Below are 16,379 nucleotides of genomic sequence, written 5' to 3'. Positions count from 1 at the left end.
AAGCGGCGCCCGTGACGCGATGCCGCGGGGCCGGGGCCGTCAGCTTAGCGACTTCGTCAGCATGGCTTGGCTAAGCTCGCGCCCATCCATGGAGCCGACGCCAGAGCCGAACGCCAGCGTGCCCCTCGACCGATCAACACGAGACAGCGGCGCCTCGGCGCGTCGACGCCGAAAACTCGGCCTGACCCTGGGGGCCGCCACGGTTATCGCCACGAGCGCGATCGGCGGCGACTACCTCTTCAACGTGGTGCTGTTCCGCCATCCGGAGAGCTTCACGCCGCTGGTCTCCCTGCTGATCGGCCTCATCGTCGGCGTGCCGATGTCCTTCGCTCTGATCAGCCAGCGCATCGACATCGAAGGAGCCAAAGAACTCCTGGCCCGGAGCGTCGCAGAAAAGGAGGCGGCCCTCGAAGAGGCCAAGCGCGCGGCGGCGGTGAAGGCCGATTTCCTGGCCAACATGACCCATGAGCTGCGCACGCCGCTCAACGCCATCGTCGGCTTCTCCGGTCTCTTGAAGCACTCGACGGCGCTCTCGCCGGAGGACGCCCGCAAGGTCACCCTGATCGCCGACGCCAGCGAGGCTCTGTTGCGGGTGGTCAACGACGTGCTGGACTTCTCCAAGCTCGACGCGGGCGCGATCGAACTCGAACACGACCCCTTCGATCCTCACGCCTTGGCCGATTCTGTGATGGCGCTCCTGGCCCAGCAGGCCGAGGCCAAAGGACTGGCCTTGTCCGTCACGGTCGAAGGGCCGAGAGATCTGCTGGTCGGCGATGGCGGTCGCCTAGGCCAGGTGCTGCTGAACCTGGCCTCCAACGCCGTCAAGTTCACGCCCAGCGGCGAGGTCGAAATCAAGGTCTCGCAGCGGGACGGCTATGCCGGGCGGCGATTGCGACTGGCCGTGCGCGACACCGGTATCGGGGTGCCCGCCGAACTCAGCGGTCAGATTTTCGAACGTTTCACCCAGGCCGATGCGTCGGTGTCGCGGCAATATGGCGGGACCGGCCTGGGGCTGGCGATCTGCCGGCGGATCATCGAGGCCATGGGCGGCGCCATCGGCGTCGATAGCGCTGGCGGCGCTGGCTCGATCTTCTGGTGCGAGGTCAGCCTGCCTCTGGCCGACGGCCGGGCGACGAACGAGCCGGAAGCGGCCGCTCCGGCGCCGGAGGGGTCCGTGCGTCTCCTGCTGGTCGACGACAACGCCGTCAATCGCGAGCTTGTCGCGAGCCTTTTGAGCCCGTTCGGGGTCGAGATCGAGACGGCAGAGAACGGCTTGGCCGCCGTCGAGGCGGCCGCCACGAGCGCATACGACCTGATCTTGATGGACGTGCAGATGCCGGTGATGGACGGCCTCACCGCGACACGCCGGATCCGCGCCGAACTCGGACCCCGGCCGCCGATCATCGCCATGACCGCAAACGTCCTGCCCGAGCAGGTCGCTCGCTGCCTCGACGCCGGCATGGACGCTCATCTTGGCAAGCCGATCACCCCGCGCGACCTTTTGGAAGCGGTCGCGCGATGGTCGAGATCGGAGGTCGAGCCTGCGCCTCAGACCTTCAGCGCAGCCTCCAGCTTGTCCAGCCCCTCGTCCAGCAACGCCTCGGAAATGGTCAGCGGATAGAGCAGGCGCACGGTCTCGCCGTGGATGCCGCAGGACAGCAAGAGCAGGCCGTGCTCCAGCGCCTTGGCCGCCAGCTTGCCGGCCTCGCCGCGCGGCTCGCGCCCGCCGCGGGACTGGACGAGGTCGAAGCCGATCATCGAGCCATGGCCGCGCACGCCGGCGATCGGCTGCACGTCGTTGCGCTGGGCCAGGGCCTCCAGCCGGGCCTTGGCGCGGGCGCCAAGAGCGTCGGCGCGCTCCAGCAGCTTCTCTTCGGCGATCACATCCAGCACGGCGAGCGCGGCGGCGCAGGCCACCGGCGAGCCGGCATAGGTGCCGCCCAGGCCGCCCGGCTCCGCCGCGTCCATCAGCGCCGCGCGACCGATCACCCCGGACAGCGGGAAGCCGCCAGCCAGGGACTTGGCCACCGTGACCAGGTCCGGCTCGACGCCGGAGTGCTGCACCCCGAACATCTTGCCCGTGCGGCCGAACCCGGCCTGGACCTCGTCGGCGATCAGAAGGATGCCGTGCTTGTCGCAGATCGAGCGCAGGGCCTGCATCAAGGCCGTCGGCGCGGCGTGGAAGCCGCCCTCGCCCTGCACCGACTCGATGACGATGGCCGCGACCCGGTCGGGCTCGATGTCGGCCTTGAACAGGAATTCCAGCGCGCGGAGGCTGTCCTCGACGGTGACGCCATAGGCCTCGATCGGGAACGGCACGTGGAAGGTCTCGGCGGGCAGCGGGCCGAACTTGCGCTTGTAGGGCAGCACCTTGCCGGTCATGGCCATGGTCATCATGGTCCGGCCGTGGAAGCCGCCGGTGAAAGCGATCACGCCGGGGCGGCCGGTGGCGGCGCGGGCGATCTTGACCGCGTTCTCCACGGCCTCGGCGCCGGTGGTGAAGAAGATGGTCTTGGCCGGGCCGGCGAAGGGCGCCAGCGCGTTCAGCCGCTCGGCCAGCTCGACATAGGGCTCATAGGCGGTGACCTGGAAACAGGCGTGGGTGAAGCGGTTCAGCTGGTCCTGCACCGCGGCCATCACCTTGGGATGGCGGTGGCCGGTGTTGAGCACGGCGATGCCGCCGGCGAAGTCGATATAGCGGCGGCCCTCGACGTCCCAGATTTCGGCGTTTTCGGCCCGGTCGATATAGACCGCGGTGGCGGTCGAGACCCCGCGCGGCACGGCGGCGGTGCGGCGGTCGAGCAGTCGGGCGTTGTCGGTCATGGTCGGGCGCTTCCGGCGAGGTTTCAGAGCGAGGCCGGGGATACGCCGGCCGGCCAAGGAATTCAACAGTGTGATCTCAGATCGGCGCTCAGGCTGCGTTCAAGCGGCAGCGTTTGGCGGCGATCCTGACGGCTTGTGGCATCGCAGGTGACGGCGGGCTCAGCTTCCGCGGCCTTCTGTCGCTAAAGGCCATTTCGGGTTGTCTTTGGGGACGCATCACTCGAAAGCTTCCTTGGGGGAACAGACCACGGCCAGCTTGAACGAAGACCTGGAGATCGCCGCGCCGCAGCGCGCCGCGCCCGCCATCCTGGCCGGGGTGGTGGCCGTCATCCTGCTGGTGATCGCCGGGATCTACGCCGTAGCCTCGCGCGTCGACGCCCAGGCCCGCGCCCGCGAAGAGCAGGTGATCGCCAATGGCCTCGACCTCGCCGTCGAGCAGACCCGCGCCAGCCTGACGCCGAACACCGTCTGGGACGAGGCGGTCTCGCACCTCGACGTCCGCTTCGACCCCGTCTGGGCCCAGGGCTTCATCGCCGAATACTATTGGCGCACCAACGGCTATCCGCTGGTGTTCGTGCTGGACGCCCGGGGCCGGCCGCTGTTCGCCGCGGTCAAGGGCGTTCCGGTCCCGGTCGAGCGCTTCGCTCCCTTCGCGGCCGATGTGGCGCCTCTGGTCGCCAAGGTCCGCGCCGCTGAGACCGCCCGCGGTCCGCCCCCGCCCACCGACACCAACCCCAAGCCGATCGACGCCGGCGCCATCGTCCGGGTCGGCGGCGGCGACCATGTCCTGGCCGCGAGCCTGGTGCAGACCGACCATTCCAGCGGCGTGGTCCCCAGCCGCCGGGCGCCGATCGTGGTGGTGGCGGCGGCGGTCGACCGCGCCTTTCTGACCGCCCTCACCCGTCGCTATCTGCTGCAGGACCTGCGGCTGATCCCCCCCGGCCAGGCTATCCCGCGCGGCCTCGCCAGCGCGCCGCTGGAGCCGGGGGCCGGCGCCGCGCGGCTGGCCTGGCGGCCCTACAGCCCAATCACCCACCTCCTGGGCATTATCGGCCCTTTCCTGACCGTCACGCTGTTGATGCTGGCCGGCGTCGGCGCGCTGATGGTGCGGCGCGAGCGGCGGCGCAACCAGATCCTGCTGGTGGCCATGCGCCACGCCCGCCAGGCCTCCGACGCCAAGAGCGCCTTCCTGGCCATGATCAGCCATGAGATCCGCACCCCCCTGAACGGCGTCCTCGGCATGGCCCAGGCGATGGAGCGCGATCCCCTGTCCGAGGCCCAGCGCGAGCGGATCGGGGTGATCCGCCAGTCGGGCTCGGCCCTGCTCGAGATCCTCAACAACGTCCTCGACCTGTCCAAGATCGAGGCCGGCATGATGAGCCTGGAGGAGGTCGATTTCGACCTCGCCGCCATCGCCCAGAGCGCCAAGGCCGCCTTCGGCGCCGTAGCCGCCGGCAAGGGCGTGGCGCTCGAAGCCGAGGTTACGGGGGCGGCGCGCGGCCTCTGGCGCGGCGATCCGGTCCGTGTGCGCCAGGTGATCTACAATCTGGTGGCCAACGGCCTGAAGTTCACCGACGCCGGGGCAGTCAAGCTGACCATCGACAGCGGGGCGGATGGCGTGCGCATCACCGTGCGCGACACCGGCATCGGCATAGCCCCGGAGCAGGCCGAGCACCTGTTCGACAAGTTCGTCCAGGCCGACAGCTCAACTACCCGCCGCTTCGGCGGCACGGGTCTGGGCCTGGCCATCTGCCGCGAACTCTGCGAGGCGATGGACGGACGCATCAGGGTCGAGAGCCAGCTAGGTTCGGGCAGCGCCTTCATCGTCGATCTGCCGTTGCAGAGGGCTGGAGCCACAGCTTACGCCGTCCCCGACGAGGCGGCCGACGAAGCGCCCGGCGCAGAGGGCCTGAGGGTGCTTGCCGCCGAGGACAACCCGGTCAACCAGCTGGTGCTGAAGACCCTCCTGGGACAGGTCGGCATCGCGCCGACCCTGGTCGGGGACGGCCTGGCGGCGGTCGAGGCCTTCCGCCCCGGCGCCTGGGACCTGATCCTGATGGACGTGCAGATGCCGGTGATGGACGGGGTCGAGGCCGCGCGCCGCATCCGCACCCTGGAGGCCGAGGCCGGCTGCGCCCCCACCCCCATCATCGCCCTCACCGCCAACGCCATGGCCCACCAGACCCGGCTCTATCTGGACGCCGGCATGGACGGCCACCTGGCCAAGCCGATCGACATCGAGCGGCTGTTCGAGGTGATAGCCGCCGCGGCCGGCGCCGCCTGAGCCCTTACCCCGCCCCGGGGCGCTTGTCGGGTCTGTGGCGCCCCAAGGGCGGTTCCATACAATCATTGGCGGGGTGCGAAATGTCGAACTCGTCACAATTCCGGCGCTGCAACCCGTTGCGCCGAAACGGTTTCGAGGGCGGCGAGCGATGGGTCATGGCGACTTGCGGACGAGGCGGCTAGGCGCAGCCCTGGCGCTTGCGTTCGCGGCCTGTGCGCTGGCCTCCCCGACCTTCGCCGCCCCCGCCCCGCCGCCACTGAAGATCGACCTCGACGCCTTCGACGCGGCCAAGAAAGCGGTCGCCCTGCCGAACGGCGAGACCCTGGCCTATGTCGAGATGGGCGATCCCGCCGGCAAGCCGGTGGTGCTGATCCACGGCTATACCGACAACGCCCGCGACTGGGTCCCGCTGATCCCCTACCTGTCGAAGTCCGACCGGCTGATCGTGGTCGACATCCGCGGCCACGGCCGGTCGAGCAAACCCGACTGTTGCTACACCCGGCTCGACTTCGCCTACGACATCAAGCTGCTGCTCGACGCCCTGAGGGTCGACAAGGCCGATATCGTTGGCCATTCCCTGGGCAGCATCATCACCCAGACCTTCGCCGAATACTGGCCCGAGCGGACCCGCAAGGTGGTGCTGGTCGCCTCCACCGGCGGCCCCAAGCCCGGCGCGCCCCAGGTCAAGCCGCAGCTCGACTACGCAGCCGAGATCAAGAAGCTGAAAGAGCCGATCGATCCGGACTCCCCGTTCATGATCGCCTGGTGGGATTCGCCGACCCCGGTGGATCCCGACTTCATCAGGCGCCAGCGCAAGGACGCGGCCCAGATTCCGCTGCGGGTCTGGCTGGCGGTGCTGGACCAGGGCCTGACCGGCGCCGACCTGCAGGCGACCCTGCCACGGCTGAAGGCGCCGACCCTTCTGATCTGGGGTTCGGCCGATCCGATCATGGCGCCTGAGGTGCGGCAGACCCTGATCGACGCCCTGCCCCAGGCCAAGGTGAAGATCTTTCCGGGCCTCGGCCACAACCCGTTCTGGGAGGACCCGCAAGGGGTCGCCGGCGCGGTCAACGGATTCCTGGACGACGGCGGCTGAAGACGCCGTGACGCCCGGACACAAGCAACAAACAAGTCAAAAAGGGGTGGCGTGACATGGGACAGACCAAGATTGCAGACGGCGGGGGACGCCGGGCGAACCGCACGATGACAGGCGCGCTCCTGGCCGGCGTTTCGATCGCCGCCATCACGGCCTTGGCGCCCCAGGCCCAGGCCCAGACCGCCCAGCCGGCCGCCCAGGGCGCTGCGGCCGGCGGCAACATGGACGTGGTCATCGTCACCGCCCGCAAGCGCGACGAGGCGATTAGCAAGGTCCCGGCCTCGATCACCGCCTTCTCCAGCCAGGCCCTGCAGACTTTCCACATCCAGTCGTTCAACGACTACGCCACCAAGGCCCCGAACCTGTCCTTCTCCTACGGCGGCGGCCCGACCGGCATCTCCCAGGCCCGGACCGTGGCCATCCGCGGCATCACCGGCCAGAACCTGGTGGGCACCGCCGGCGCCACCGGCTTCTACATCGACGACACCCCCCTGCCCGGCTCGGTCGACCCGCGTGTGCTGGACGTCGACAATGTGGAAGTGCTGAAGGGGCCGCAGGGCACCCTGTTCGGTGAAAGCTCGCTGGGCGGCAATGTGCGCCTGATCACCAAGAAGCCCAGCTTCAGCGGCAATAGCCTGGTGCTGCAGGGCGAGGCGGGCCTGACCTCACACGGCGGCAGCCCCGACGGCGGCGCCAGCGCCGTCGGCAACTACGTGGTCAAGCCGGACGTGCTCGCGATCCGCGCCGTGGCCTTCTACAACCACGACGCCGGCTACCTGACCCGCACCTATCCCACCGACCCGAACAGCCCCGGCGTCACCGATCCCACCCTGAAGGTCCCGCGCACATCGGTCGGCGACCAGGGCGCGGTCACCAGCTATGGCGGCTCGGTCACCGCCCTTCTGAAGATGACCGACAAGGTCGACGTGCGCCTGCGCATCATGGGCCAGGACGAGATCCAGCACGGCTTCCAGGCGACCTTCGCGCCCCTGCCCGGCTTCCAGCCCCAGTACACCATCGACCGCGCCTGGAACGTGCAGCCCCGCGCGTCCGACGTCTGGGCCCTGCCCTCGCTGGACATCACCTATCACGGCGACGGCTTCACCGTGATCAACTCGACCAGCTACTTCTACCGCCAGACGGCGGACCACGAGGACTCGACCTACGGCACCGAGGAAGTGTTCGGCATCCTCCCGTACCCGAACCAGGAGTTCAACTACGGCGTCTCCAGCCTCCCGAACCAGCCCTACGTCTGGATCGGCAAGCACAGCCAGCGGGAATACACCAACGAGTTCCGCATCTCGTTCGACCCGGTGCACAACATCAGCGGCACCTTCGGCATCTTCTATTCGCACACCAACGTGCGCTTCTCGATCCCGAACACCTTCGCCAAGGGCCTGGTGGCGGCGACGGCGGGGAACGAGGTGGTCGGCCCCTGGCCCAATGAGCTGATCTGGGAACAGCAGAACCCGGGGACCCAGGAAGACTTCTCGGTCTTCGGCGAGCTCTATTACAAGTTCCTCGACAAGTTCACCCTGACGCTGGGCGGGCGCGAATACGTCCTGCGCCAGACCGCCGACTTCACCGCCGATGGCTTCATGAACTTCGGCGCGACGCCCAGCGCCCCGCAGCACAACAGCCAGTCGGGCTTCGACCCCAAGATCGGCCTGGCCTACCAGGCGACCGATGACGCCATGCTCTACGCCTCGGCGTCCAAGGGTTTCCGCGCCGGCGGCTCGCAGGCCTTCGCCCCGTTCTGCAGCGCGCCGAACATCAGCGTCACCGACATCACCAACCTGCGCTCTGACAGCCTGTGGTCCTACGAGGCCGGGACCAAGGTGCAGCTGCGCAATCCCGGCATCCTGATCTCGGCGGCCGGCTTCCACATCGACTGGAAGGATATCCAGCAGCAGGTGGCCCTGCCCTGCGGCTACTATTTCGACATCAACGGCAAGTCCGCGACCGTCAACGGCGGCGAGATCGAAGCCTCGGGCCGGCTGACCCACGACCTGACGGTGCGTTTCGGCCTGGGCTATGAAAGCACCGACATCACCAATCCGGGGGCCTTGGCCGACGTCAACATCAAGGCCGGCTCGCGCATCCTCGGCACGCCGGAATGGAGCGTGACGGTGGGCGCGGCCTACACCCACACCCTGTTTGGCGACTATGAAGGCTTCGCCTCGGCCGACTACAGCTACACCGGCAACAGCGTCTCGCTCCTGAACGGCGGCAGCGGCTCGGAATCGACCCGCCCGGCCTATTCCCTGGTCAACGGCCGCTTCGGCGTCCGCTGGGACAACCAGGAAGTCGCGGTCAATCTGAAGAACCTGACCAACGCCAAGCCGAATCTCGGCGACATCGGCTATGTCGGCTACGCCCAGTTCAGCACCGTGACCGGCAGCGTCATCCCGCAGGTGGCCACCTTGCAGCCGATGACAGTGACGGTGCAGTACAAGCGGACGTTCTGAGGCGATTAGAGCCGCGCGGCGCCCTCTCAGGCCCTCATCCTGAGGCGCCCGCGCAGCGGGCCTCGAAGGACGCAGCGGCGGCGCCGTGAATGCGTCCTTCGAGGCTCATCGCTGCGCGACGAGCACCTCAGGATGAGGAATTTTAGTGGAGCGGCCATCGTGTCCCAAACCCTGGACATCATCTCCGACTGGCGCCGCTTCCCCACTCGCCACCGCATAGCTCGCGCCGAAATCGCGGGCGGCCTGGTGGCCGTCACCTGGAGCGACGGGCGCATCAGCCCGTTCCATTTCGACTGGCTGCGCGACAACTGCCCCTGCCGCCAGTGCGTGCACGGCCAGACCCGCGAGCAGGTGTTCGAGATCATCGATGCGCCCGAGGGCCTAGCCCCGTCCGAGGCTTGGCCGGAGCCAGACGGCGGTTTGGGCCTGGCCTGGCGTGACGGCCACCAGAGCCGCTTTGAGCCTGGCTGGCTGCGCGCCAACGCCTATGACGCGGAGAGCCGGGCCGAGCGCCGCACGCCGCCGCCACAGGTGCTGTGGGGCGCGGGCGACCCCCTGCCCACCTTCGACTTCGCCGCCCTGGCCGAGGATGGGCCTGACCTGCTGGCCTGGCTCACGGCCCTGCGCGACGCCGGCCTGACCCTGGTCAAAAACGTGCCGGTCGAGCGCGAGGCGGTGATGACCCTGGCCCGGCGCGTGGCGTTCATCCGCCAGACCAATTTCGGCGTGCTGTTCGACGTCGAGTCCAAGCCCAATCCCGACAGCGCCGCCTATACCGGCGTCAACCTGCCCCCGCACACCGACTTGCCGACCCGCGAGCTGCAACCGGGTCTGCAGTTCCTGCACTGCCTGGCCAACCAGGCGATCGGCGGCGACAGCATCTTCGTCGACGGCTTTGCGATCGCCGCGGCCATGCGCCAGCAGCATCCGGACGACTTCCACGTCCTGACCACCACGCCCATGGCCTTCTGGAACAAGGACACGGTCACCGACTATCGCTGGAATGCGCCGCTGCTGGCCCTGGACGATACCGGGCGGGTCTGCGAGGCGCGGTTCGCCAACTTCCTGCGCGGGCCGATCGACGCGGAGCCCGAGGCCATGGCCGCCATCTATCGGGCCTTGAGGCGCTTTTTGGCCTTCAGTCGCGATCCCGCCTTACGCCTGGTGCGCCGGCTGGAGCCGGGCGACGCCTGGGTGTTCGACAATCGCCGGGTGCTGCATGCCCGCACCGAATTCGACCCGGCCAGCGGCCGTCGTCACCTGCAAGGCTGCTATGTCGACCGCGACGAACTGATCTCGCGCATCCGCGTCTTGGAACGCGAACTGGGGAACTGATCCCCCCGCCCTACTCCACCGTCACCGGCAGCGCCCCGTCGAGGATCTCGGCGCCCGCCGGGTGCGGCTCGTCCTCTAGCCCGACGTCGGCCGCCAGCGCCAGTTCAGCGTCGCGGGCGGCGTCGAAACCGCGCAACAGGATCAGATAGGCCACCGCCGAGACCGGCAGGCCGACCACCATCGAGATGTCGGCCCCGCCCAGGGCCTGGGCCACCGGCCCCTTGAACACCTCGGTGGAGAAGAACGGGATCATGCTGGCGAAACCGATCGCATAGGCCGCCAGGCCATGGGCGTTCCAGCGGCGGTAGAGACCGTTCGGATTGAAGATCTCGCGCACCGAATAGTGGCCTTTGCGGACCACGTAGAAGTCCACCAGGTTGATCGCCGTCCAGGGGGTGAACAGGTAGAGCAAGAGCGAGAGCAAGTTCTGGTACTGCTGCATCAGGTTTGGCGGCGACAGGAAGGCCAGGCTGGAGGCGGTCACCGCCAGGATCCCCAGGCTCACGATCCGCCGGTTGCGCGAAGGGCTGATCCCAACCGAATTGGCGATCGAGAGTAGGGTCAGCGAGCCGCCGTAGAAGTTCAGCGCCGTCACCGTGACCAGGCCCAGGCAAGAGACGCCGAGCAGCAGAAGGCCGAAGCCGGGCCAGATGCGGTCGCCGGCGACCTGGACTGCGGCGACGATGTCGAGGCTGGGCAGCAGCGAGGCGGCTGCGGCGCCCACCAGCATCATCCAGGCCCCGCCGATCAGGGCGCCGGTGAAGGTCCACCAGAACGAGGCCGCGACACCGACGTTCCGCGGCAGGTAGCGGGAATAGTCCGAGACATAGATCGACCAGCTGAGCTGGTAGGCGGCGGCGGCGAAGAACTCGGTCAGGAACGGCACAGTGCGAAAGCTCGCCGCATCGAGATGGCCGATCGGCAGGTGCAGCGCGCCGGCGCCGAGGGTGAAGGCCAGGAGCGCGGCGATCATCACATAGGCCATCACCCGCTGGGCGACGTGGATCCAGCGATAACCGACCACCGACAGAAGCAGCGCCACCAGGGTGAAACCCAGGATGCTCGGCCCCTTCGGCGCGTGGGCCAGTTGCTTCAGCGTGTCGCCGACCAAGAGCTGGTTGAAGGCGTTGAAGCCGACATAGGTCACCAGGGCCACACCCCAGACCAGGATCGCGCCGTAATAGCCGAACTGCGGCCGCGACTGGATCATCTGCGGCAGGCCAAGCTGCGGCCCCTGGGTCGAGTGGAAGGCCATGAAGAAGGTGCCGAGCCCGCAGCCCAGCAGGATCGCCAAGGCCGTCCAGGCGAGGTTCATGCCCATGGCGATGGAGAGCGCGCCGGTGGCCAAGGTCGCCAAGTGCGCGTCGCCCGTGAACCAGACCGGCCACAGATGCCAGACCTTGCCGTGGCGCTCGCGCAAGGGGACGTAGTCGATCGAGCGGGCCTCGATCAGCGGACCTGTGGACACGGTTTCTCCCTGGCGAGTCTTGTGGCGCCGATATGACCCTGATGCGCGTCCGGCGCCTAGGCCAGCCGGGAATCGCTCCGGGAACTGTACGAAGGCGACAAAAACTCCCTTCCCCCCTTGCGGGGGAAGGAGGGGCCTGACCGCGTAGCGGGTGGGAGGATGAGGGGTCGCGCTGACCTTTCCAATCAACTTCTCGCCGCCGCGAAACCTCGTCGGATGAGCCGGTGCGCCCCCTCATCCTCCCATTGCTTCGCAACGGGCCCCTCCTTCTCCCGCAGGGGGAGAAGGGGGCTAGACCCGCCCCGAAATCTCGTTACCCCGCGCGATCTGGCGACTGAAGGTCTCCAGGTCGATATTAGCGCCGCAGACGATCAGGCCGACCCGCTTGCCGGCCAGCTCGTTCTTCAAGGGGCCGAACAGGGCCGCGGTGGTGGCCGCACCGGCGGGTTCGACCGCCAGCTTCATCTCGCGGAACAGCACCGCCATGGCGTCCATCAGCTGGTCGTCGTCCACCAGCACGATCCGGTCCACGTTCTCCCGGCAGAGCTGGTAGCTGTAGGGCAGCGAATAGGGCGGCCCCAGGCTGTCGGCGATGGTGGTCACCGGCAGGGCGTCCACCGGCCGGCCGGCGGCGAAGCTGCGGGTCATGCTGTCGGCGCCCACCGGCTCGACGCCATAGACCTTGCAGGTGGGCTGCAACTGCTTGATCGCCCAGCTGACCCCGGCGCAGAGGCCGCCGCCGCCGATCGGCACGATCACCGCGTCCATCGGCCCGGCCTGCTCATGGAACTCGAGGCCCAGGGTCGCCGTGCCCGCCGCAACGTTCGGCCCTTCGAAGGGATGGATCATCACCCGCCCCTCCTTCTCGGCGATCTCGTTCGCCAGAGCGAAGGCGGCGGCGCCGTGCGGGGCCATGATCACCTCGGCGCCATAGGCCTTGCAGCGGGCGACGCGGGCGGGATTGGCGCTGGCGATCATGACCACCTTGGCCGAGGTCCCCAGAGTCTGGGCGGCCCAGGCGGCGGCGATGGCGTGGTTGCCGGCGCTGACGGCGATGATCCCCCGTGCGCGGGCCGCCTCGTCCAGCTGGGCCAGGTTGTTGATGGCGCCGCGGGCCTTGAAGGTGCCGGTGCGCTGGAACAGCTCCAGCTTCAGCACCGCCTCGGTGCCCGGCCCCGTGCGAGCGGCGACCTCGGGCCCGCGCCAGCTGTGGATCGGCGTCAGGTTGACGTGGTCGCGAATCTGCGCGGCGACCGCGCGGACGTGATCGAGAGTCAGGGGTGCAGACAAGGCGGACCTCCGAAACTTGGCCAAGCCACCCTAGCTGGCGCACCCCACATCAGGAAACCGCCGAGGCGACGTCCTCGCGCCGGTCGCGGCTGGGCGGCTCGCCGAAGTGTGCGGCGTAGCGGCGCGAGAGGGCAGAGACCGAGGAGAAGCCGGTGGCCATGGCTACGTCGATCACCGGCATGTCGGTCTGGCGCAGGAGATGCCGGGCGCGGGTCAGGCGCAGCTCGCGATAATAGCGTTGCGGCGAGACGCCCAGCTCGGCGGCGAACAGCCGCTCCAGCTGGCGCGGGGTGACGCCGACCTGGCGGGCCAAGGCCTCGGGGCCGAGCGGCTGTTCCAGGTTGCGCTCCATCAGCCGCACGACGCTGAGCACCTTGGCGTTGGTCACCTTCAGGCGGGCCGAGAGCTCCATGCGCTGGTGGTCGTGGCTGGAGCGGATGCGGTCGTGGATGAACTGCTCGGACACCGCCGCGGCCAGGGCCGGCCCGTGCCGGCGCCCGATGGCGTCCAGCATCAGGTCCAGGGCCGCGGTGCCGCCGGCGCAGGTGAAGATGCGCCCGTCCACCTCGAACAGCTCCTCGGTGACCTCGATCCCCGGAAACTCCTCACGAAAGGCCGGCTCGGCCTCCCAGTGCAGCGAGACCCGCACACCTGTGAGCAACCCCGCCTTGGCCAGGACATGGGCGCCGGTGTCCAGCGCCCCCAGCACCACGCCAGCCCGCGCCAGTTGGCGCAGGATGGCCAGGGTGCGCCGACTCTCCGACCGGGCCGGCTCGAATCCAGCGCAGACGATCAGGGTCGGCGGCGAATCCGCCCCGAACACCGCATCGACCACGATCCGCATGCCGTTGGAGGCCTCCACCGCCTCCCCGTCCTCGGAATAGACCCGCCAGCGATAGAGCGGCCGCCCCGACAGCCGGTTGGCCACGCGCAGGGGCTCCAGGGCCGAAAAGAAGGCCATGGCCGAAAAGCCGGGGACCAGCAGGAAGCCGATCACCTGGGTCTCTGCATCGTCCGTCATCGACCTTGGTCCGGGGGGCTGCGAGCGATGTCGGATAATGCCAAGCAAACGTCGGTGACTGTCAACACGATCCCGCGAATGCTCCGCACCATCGTCTCGTGCGATGGGGGCTCGCACCCTCGTCCAAAACCACAACGACGCTGTCCGGGAACGCCATGAACGCCGAAGTCTTCATCACCTGCGCCGTGACCGGGTCCGGCGAAACCGTCGACAAGCATCCGGCCATTCCGGTGACGCCGGAGCAGATCGCCAACGCGTCGATCGAGGCCGCCCAGGCCGGCGCCGCCATCGCCCACATCCACGTGCGCGATCCGGAGACCGGCAAGGGATCGCGCGATCCGGCCCTTTATCGCGAGGTGGTCGAGCGCATCCGCGACTCCAAGGTCGACATCGTCATCAACCTGACCGCCGGCATGGGCGGCGACATCGTGTTCGGCCCGGGCGAGACCCCCCTACCCCTCGACCCCGCCGGCACCGACATGGTCGGCCCGCTGGAGCGGCTGGTCCATGTCGAGGAACTGCGCCCTGAGATCTGCACCCTCGACTGCGGCACGATGAACTTCTCGGCCGGAGACTATGTGATGACCAACACCCCCTCGACCCTGCGCGCCATGGCCGCGCGGGTCCAGGAACTGGGCGTGCGGCCCGAGCTGGAAGTGTTCGACACGGGCCACCTGGTCTTCGTCAAGCAGCTGATCAAGGAAGGCCTGCTGGACGATCCGGTGATGATCCAGCTGTGCATGGGCGTGGCCTATGGCGCGCCGGACGACATGCTGACCCTGATGTCGATGGTGCATCAGCTGCCGGCGGGCTCGACCTTCAGCGCCTTCTCCCTCGGCCGGCATCAGCTGCCCTACGCGGCTGTCGCGGCCTTCGCCGGCGGCAACGTCCGGGTCGGCCTGGAGGACAACCTCTATCTCGGCCGCGGCGAGTTCGCCTCCAACGGCCAGCTTGTGGCGCGCGCCAAGACCATCGTCGAGACCATGGGCGCCCGGGTGCTGGGTCCCGCCGAGGTGCGCGAGCGCCTGCAACTGACCAAGCGCTGGTGACCCGTCCGATGAGCGCAACGCATCAAGTACGAAAGGCCGGGGTGGTCGGCGGCGGTGTGATCGGCGCCGGCTGGGCCGCCCGCCTGCTCTTGAACGGCATCGACGTGGCCCTGTTCGATCCGGACCCCGAGATCGAACGCAAGATGGGCCTGGTCCTCGACAACGCCCGCCGGGCCATGGCGCGCCTGCTGCCCGGCGCCCTGCCCCCCGAGGGCAATCTGTCCTTCGCCGCCTCGGTCGCCGAGGCGGTCACAGGCGCCGACTTCGTGCAGGAGAGCCTACCCGAGCGCGAGGACCTGAAGATCCGCGTCCTGGCCGACATCGACCGGGCGACGCGACCGGAGGTCCTGATCGGCTCCTCCACCTCGGGCCTTCTGCCCACCCGCCTTCAGTCGGAAATGGCCCACCCCGAGCGCTTCGTCGTCGGCCACCCGTTCAACCCCGTGTACCTCTTGCCGCTGGTGGAGATTTGCGGCGGCGAGAAGACCTCGGACGAAGCCAAAGAGCGCGCGGCGGTCTTCTACCGCGCCATCGGCATGAGACCGCTGCACGTACGCAAGGAGATCGACGGCTTCATCGCCGATCGCCTCTTGGAAGCCGTCTGGCGCGAGGCCCTGTGGCTGGTCAATGACGGCATCGCCACCACCGAAGAGATCGACGACGCCATCCGCTTCGGCGCGGGGCTCAGATGGTCGTTCATGGGCACCTTCCTGATCTACCGCATGGCCGGGGGCGAGGCGGGCATGCGCCACTTCCTCAGCCAGTTCGGCCCGGCCCTGAAGCTGCCCTGGACCAAGCTGGAAGCCCCCGAGCTGACCGACGAATTGGCCGACCGCATCGCCGCCCAGTCCGACGACCAGGCCCACGGCGTCTCGATCCGCGAGCTGGAAAAGCGCCGCGACGACTGCCTGATCCAGGTGCTGTCGGCCCTGCGCCGGGCCGACTACGGCGCCGGCGAGACGCTGCGCCTCTATGGCGAGGGCCTGGCCGCGGCCAAGGCGTCCACGCCGGCCAAGGTCGATGAGACCCAAGCTCTGGCCCTGCACACCGCGACCGTCCTGCCCGACTGGATCGACTACAACGGCCACATGACCGAGAGCCGATACCTGCAGGTGTTCGGCGACGCCACCGACGCGGTCCTGGCCTATTTCGGCGCCGGCCCGGCCTATGTCGCCCAGGGTCGCAGCTACTTCACGGTCGAGACGCACATCCGCCACCTCGGTGAATGCCGTGAGGGCGAGCCGCTGAAGGCCGTCAGCCAGGTGCTGGGCGCCGACGCCAAGCGCCTGCACCTGTTCCACTCGCTCTACCAGGCCGAGACCGGCCACCTCCTGGCCACCGGCGAGCACATGCTTGTGCACGTGGACGCCGAGGCCCGCCGCTCGGTCCCGGCCGAGGGCGAGGTGCTGGCGGCCGTGACCCGCCTCGCCGCCGCCCAGTCCGGGCTTTCGCCGCCTGACGGCGCGGGCCGCCAGATCGCCATGCCCGCCCCGAAATAGAAGGCGACGCCAGATCGCCCTGACCCAATAGAGAGAGGGAGAGACA

The 16,379-nt window shown here is 68.8% G+C and carries 11 protein-coding genes; 7 read left to right on the top strand and 4 right to left on the bottom strand.

Annotated features, from left to right (window positions below; translation table 11 throughout):
• The first annotated feature begins 88 nt into the window (after nucleotides 1–88).
• Entirely contained in the window at nucleotides 89–1,621 is a 1,533-nt protein-coding gene (locus KCG34_RS00145; RefSeq protein WP_249138158.1) for an ATP-binding protein, read from the top strand.
• Here the strand turns inward: KCG34_RS00145 and gabT are convergent.
• Nucleotides 1,549–2,823, bottom strand: a complete 1,275-nt coding sequence (gabT, locus tag KCG34_RS00140; protein ID WP_211938392.1) for a 4-aminobutyrate--2-oxoglutarate transaminase — start codon at nucleotides 2,821–2,823, stop codon at nucleotides 1,549–1,551. The genes KCG34_RS00145 and gabT overlap by 73 nt on opposite strands.
• A gap of 256 nt (nucleotides 2,824–3,079) precedes the next feature.
• Between gabT and KCG34_RS00135 the strand changes: the two genes are divergently transcribed.
• From KCG34_RS00135 to KCG34_RS00120, 4 genes are all read left to right on the top strand, one after another.
• Nucleotides 3,080–5,107, top strand: a complete 2,028-nt coding sequence (locus KCG34_RS00135) for a hybrid sensor histidine kinase/response regulator (RefSeq protein ID WP_211938391.1) — start codon at nucleotides 3,080–3,082, stop codon at nucleotides 5,105–5,107.
• Between the two features lie 148 nt (nucleotides 5,108–5,255).
• Nucleotides 5,256–6,203: an alpha/beta fold hydrolase gene (locus KCG34_RS00130; protein ID WP_211938390.1), complete on the top strand. Its 948-nt coding sequence runs from the start codon at nucleotides 5,256–5,258 to the stop codon at nucleotides 6,201–6,203.
• 56 nt (nucleotides 6,204–6,259) lie between these two features.
• Complete coding sequence (locus KCG34_RS00125) at nucleotides 6,260–8,671, top strand: TonB-dependent receptor (protein WP_211938389.1); 2,412 nt, start codon at nucleotides 6,260–6,262, stop codon at nucleotides 8,669–8,671.
• Nucleotides 8,672–8,830: 159 nt separating this feature from the next.
• Nucleotides 8,831–10,006 (top strand): TauD/TfdA family dioxygenase, encoded by a 1,176-nt coding sequence (locus KCG34_RS00120; protein ID WP_211938388.1) that lies wholly within the window; start codon nucleotides 8,831–8,833, stop codon nucleotides 10,004–10,006.
• Between the two features lie 10 nt (nucleotides 10,007–10,016).
• Here the strand turns inward: KCG34_RS00120 and KCG34_RS00115 are convergent, their stop codons facing one another.
• The 3 genes from KCG34_RS00115 to KCG34_RS00105 all read right to left on the bottom strand — a co-directional run bounded on the left by KCG34_RS00115 (nucleotide 10,017) and on the right by KCG34_RS00105 (nucleotide 13,785).
• A complete protein-coding gene (locus KCG34_RS00115) occupies nucleotides 10,017–11,474 on the bottom strand; it encodes a purine-cytosine permease family protein (protein WP_211938387.1) in 1,458 nt (485 codons plus the stop codon).
• Nucleotides 11,475–11,765: 291 nt separating this feature from the next.
• Nucleotides 11,766–12,764: a threonine ammonia-lyase gene (locus tag KCG34_RS00110; protein ID WP_211938386.1), complete on the bottom strand. Its 999-nt coding sequence runs from the start codon at nucleotides 12,762–12,764 to the stop codon at nucleotides 11,766–11,768.
• Nucleotides 12,765–12,813: 49 nt separating this feature from the next.
• Nucleotides 12,814–13,785, bottom strand: a complete 972-nt coding sequence (locus KCG34_RS00105; protein WP_211938385.1) for a GlxA family transcriptional regulator — start codon at nucleotides 13,783–13,785, stop codon at nucleotides 12,814–12,816.
• Nucleotides 13,786–13,940: 155 nt separating this feature from the next.
• On the opposite strand from KCG34_RS00105, the gene KCG34_RS00100 reads away from it, so the two are divergent.
• Both KCG34_RS00100 and KCG34_RS00095 read left to right on the top strand, forming a co-directional pair.
• Nucleotides 13,941–14,834 carry a beta-keto acid cleavage family enzyme gene (locus KCG34_RS00100; protein WP_211938384.1) on the top strand — a complete coding sequence of 298 codons (894 nt, stop codon included), beginning with the start codon at nucleotides 13,941–13,943 and terminating at the stop codon, nucleotides 14,832–14,834.
• Nucleotides 14,835–14,842: 8 nt separating this feature from the next.
• On the top strand, nucleotides 14,843–16,333 hold the full coding sequence (locus KCG34_RS00095) for a carnitine 3-dehydrogenase (protein WP_211938383.1): 1,491 nt from the start codon (nucleotides 14,843–14,845) through the stop codon (nucleotides 16,331–16,333).
• Nucleotides 16,334–16,379 lie beyond the last annotated feature (46 nt).

The sequence above is a fragment of the Phenylobacterium montanum genome (assembly GCF_018135625.1).
In the GTDB taxonomy this organism is placed as follows: domain Bacteria; phylum Pseudomonadota; class Alphaproteobacteria; order Caulobacterales; family Caulobacteraceae; genus Poindextera; species Poindextera montana.
The sequence above is the reverse complement of the archived record's forward strand: the minus strand, read 5'-3'. Positions and strand labels throughout refer to the sequence as shown.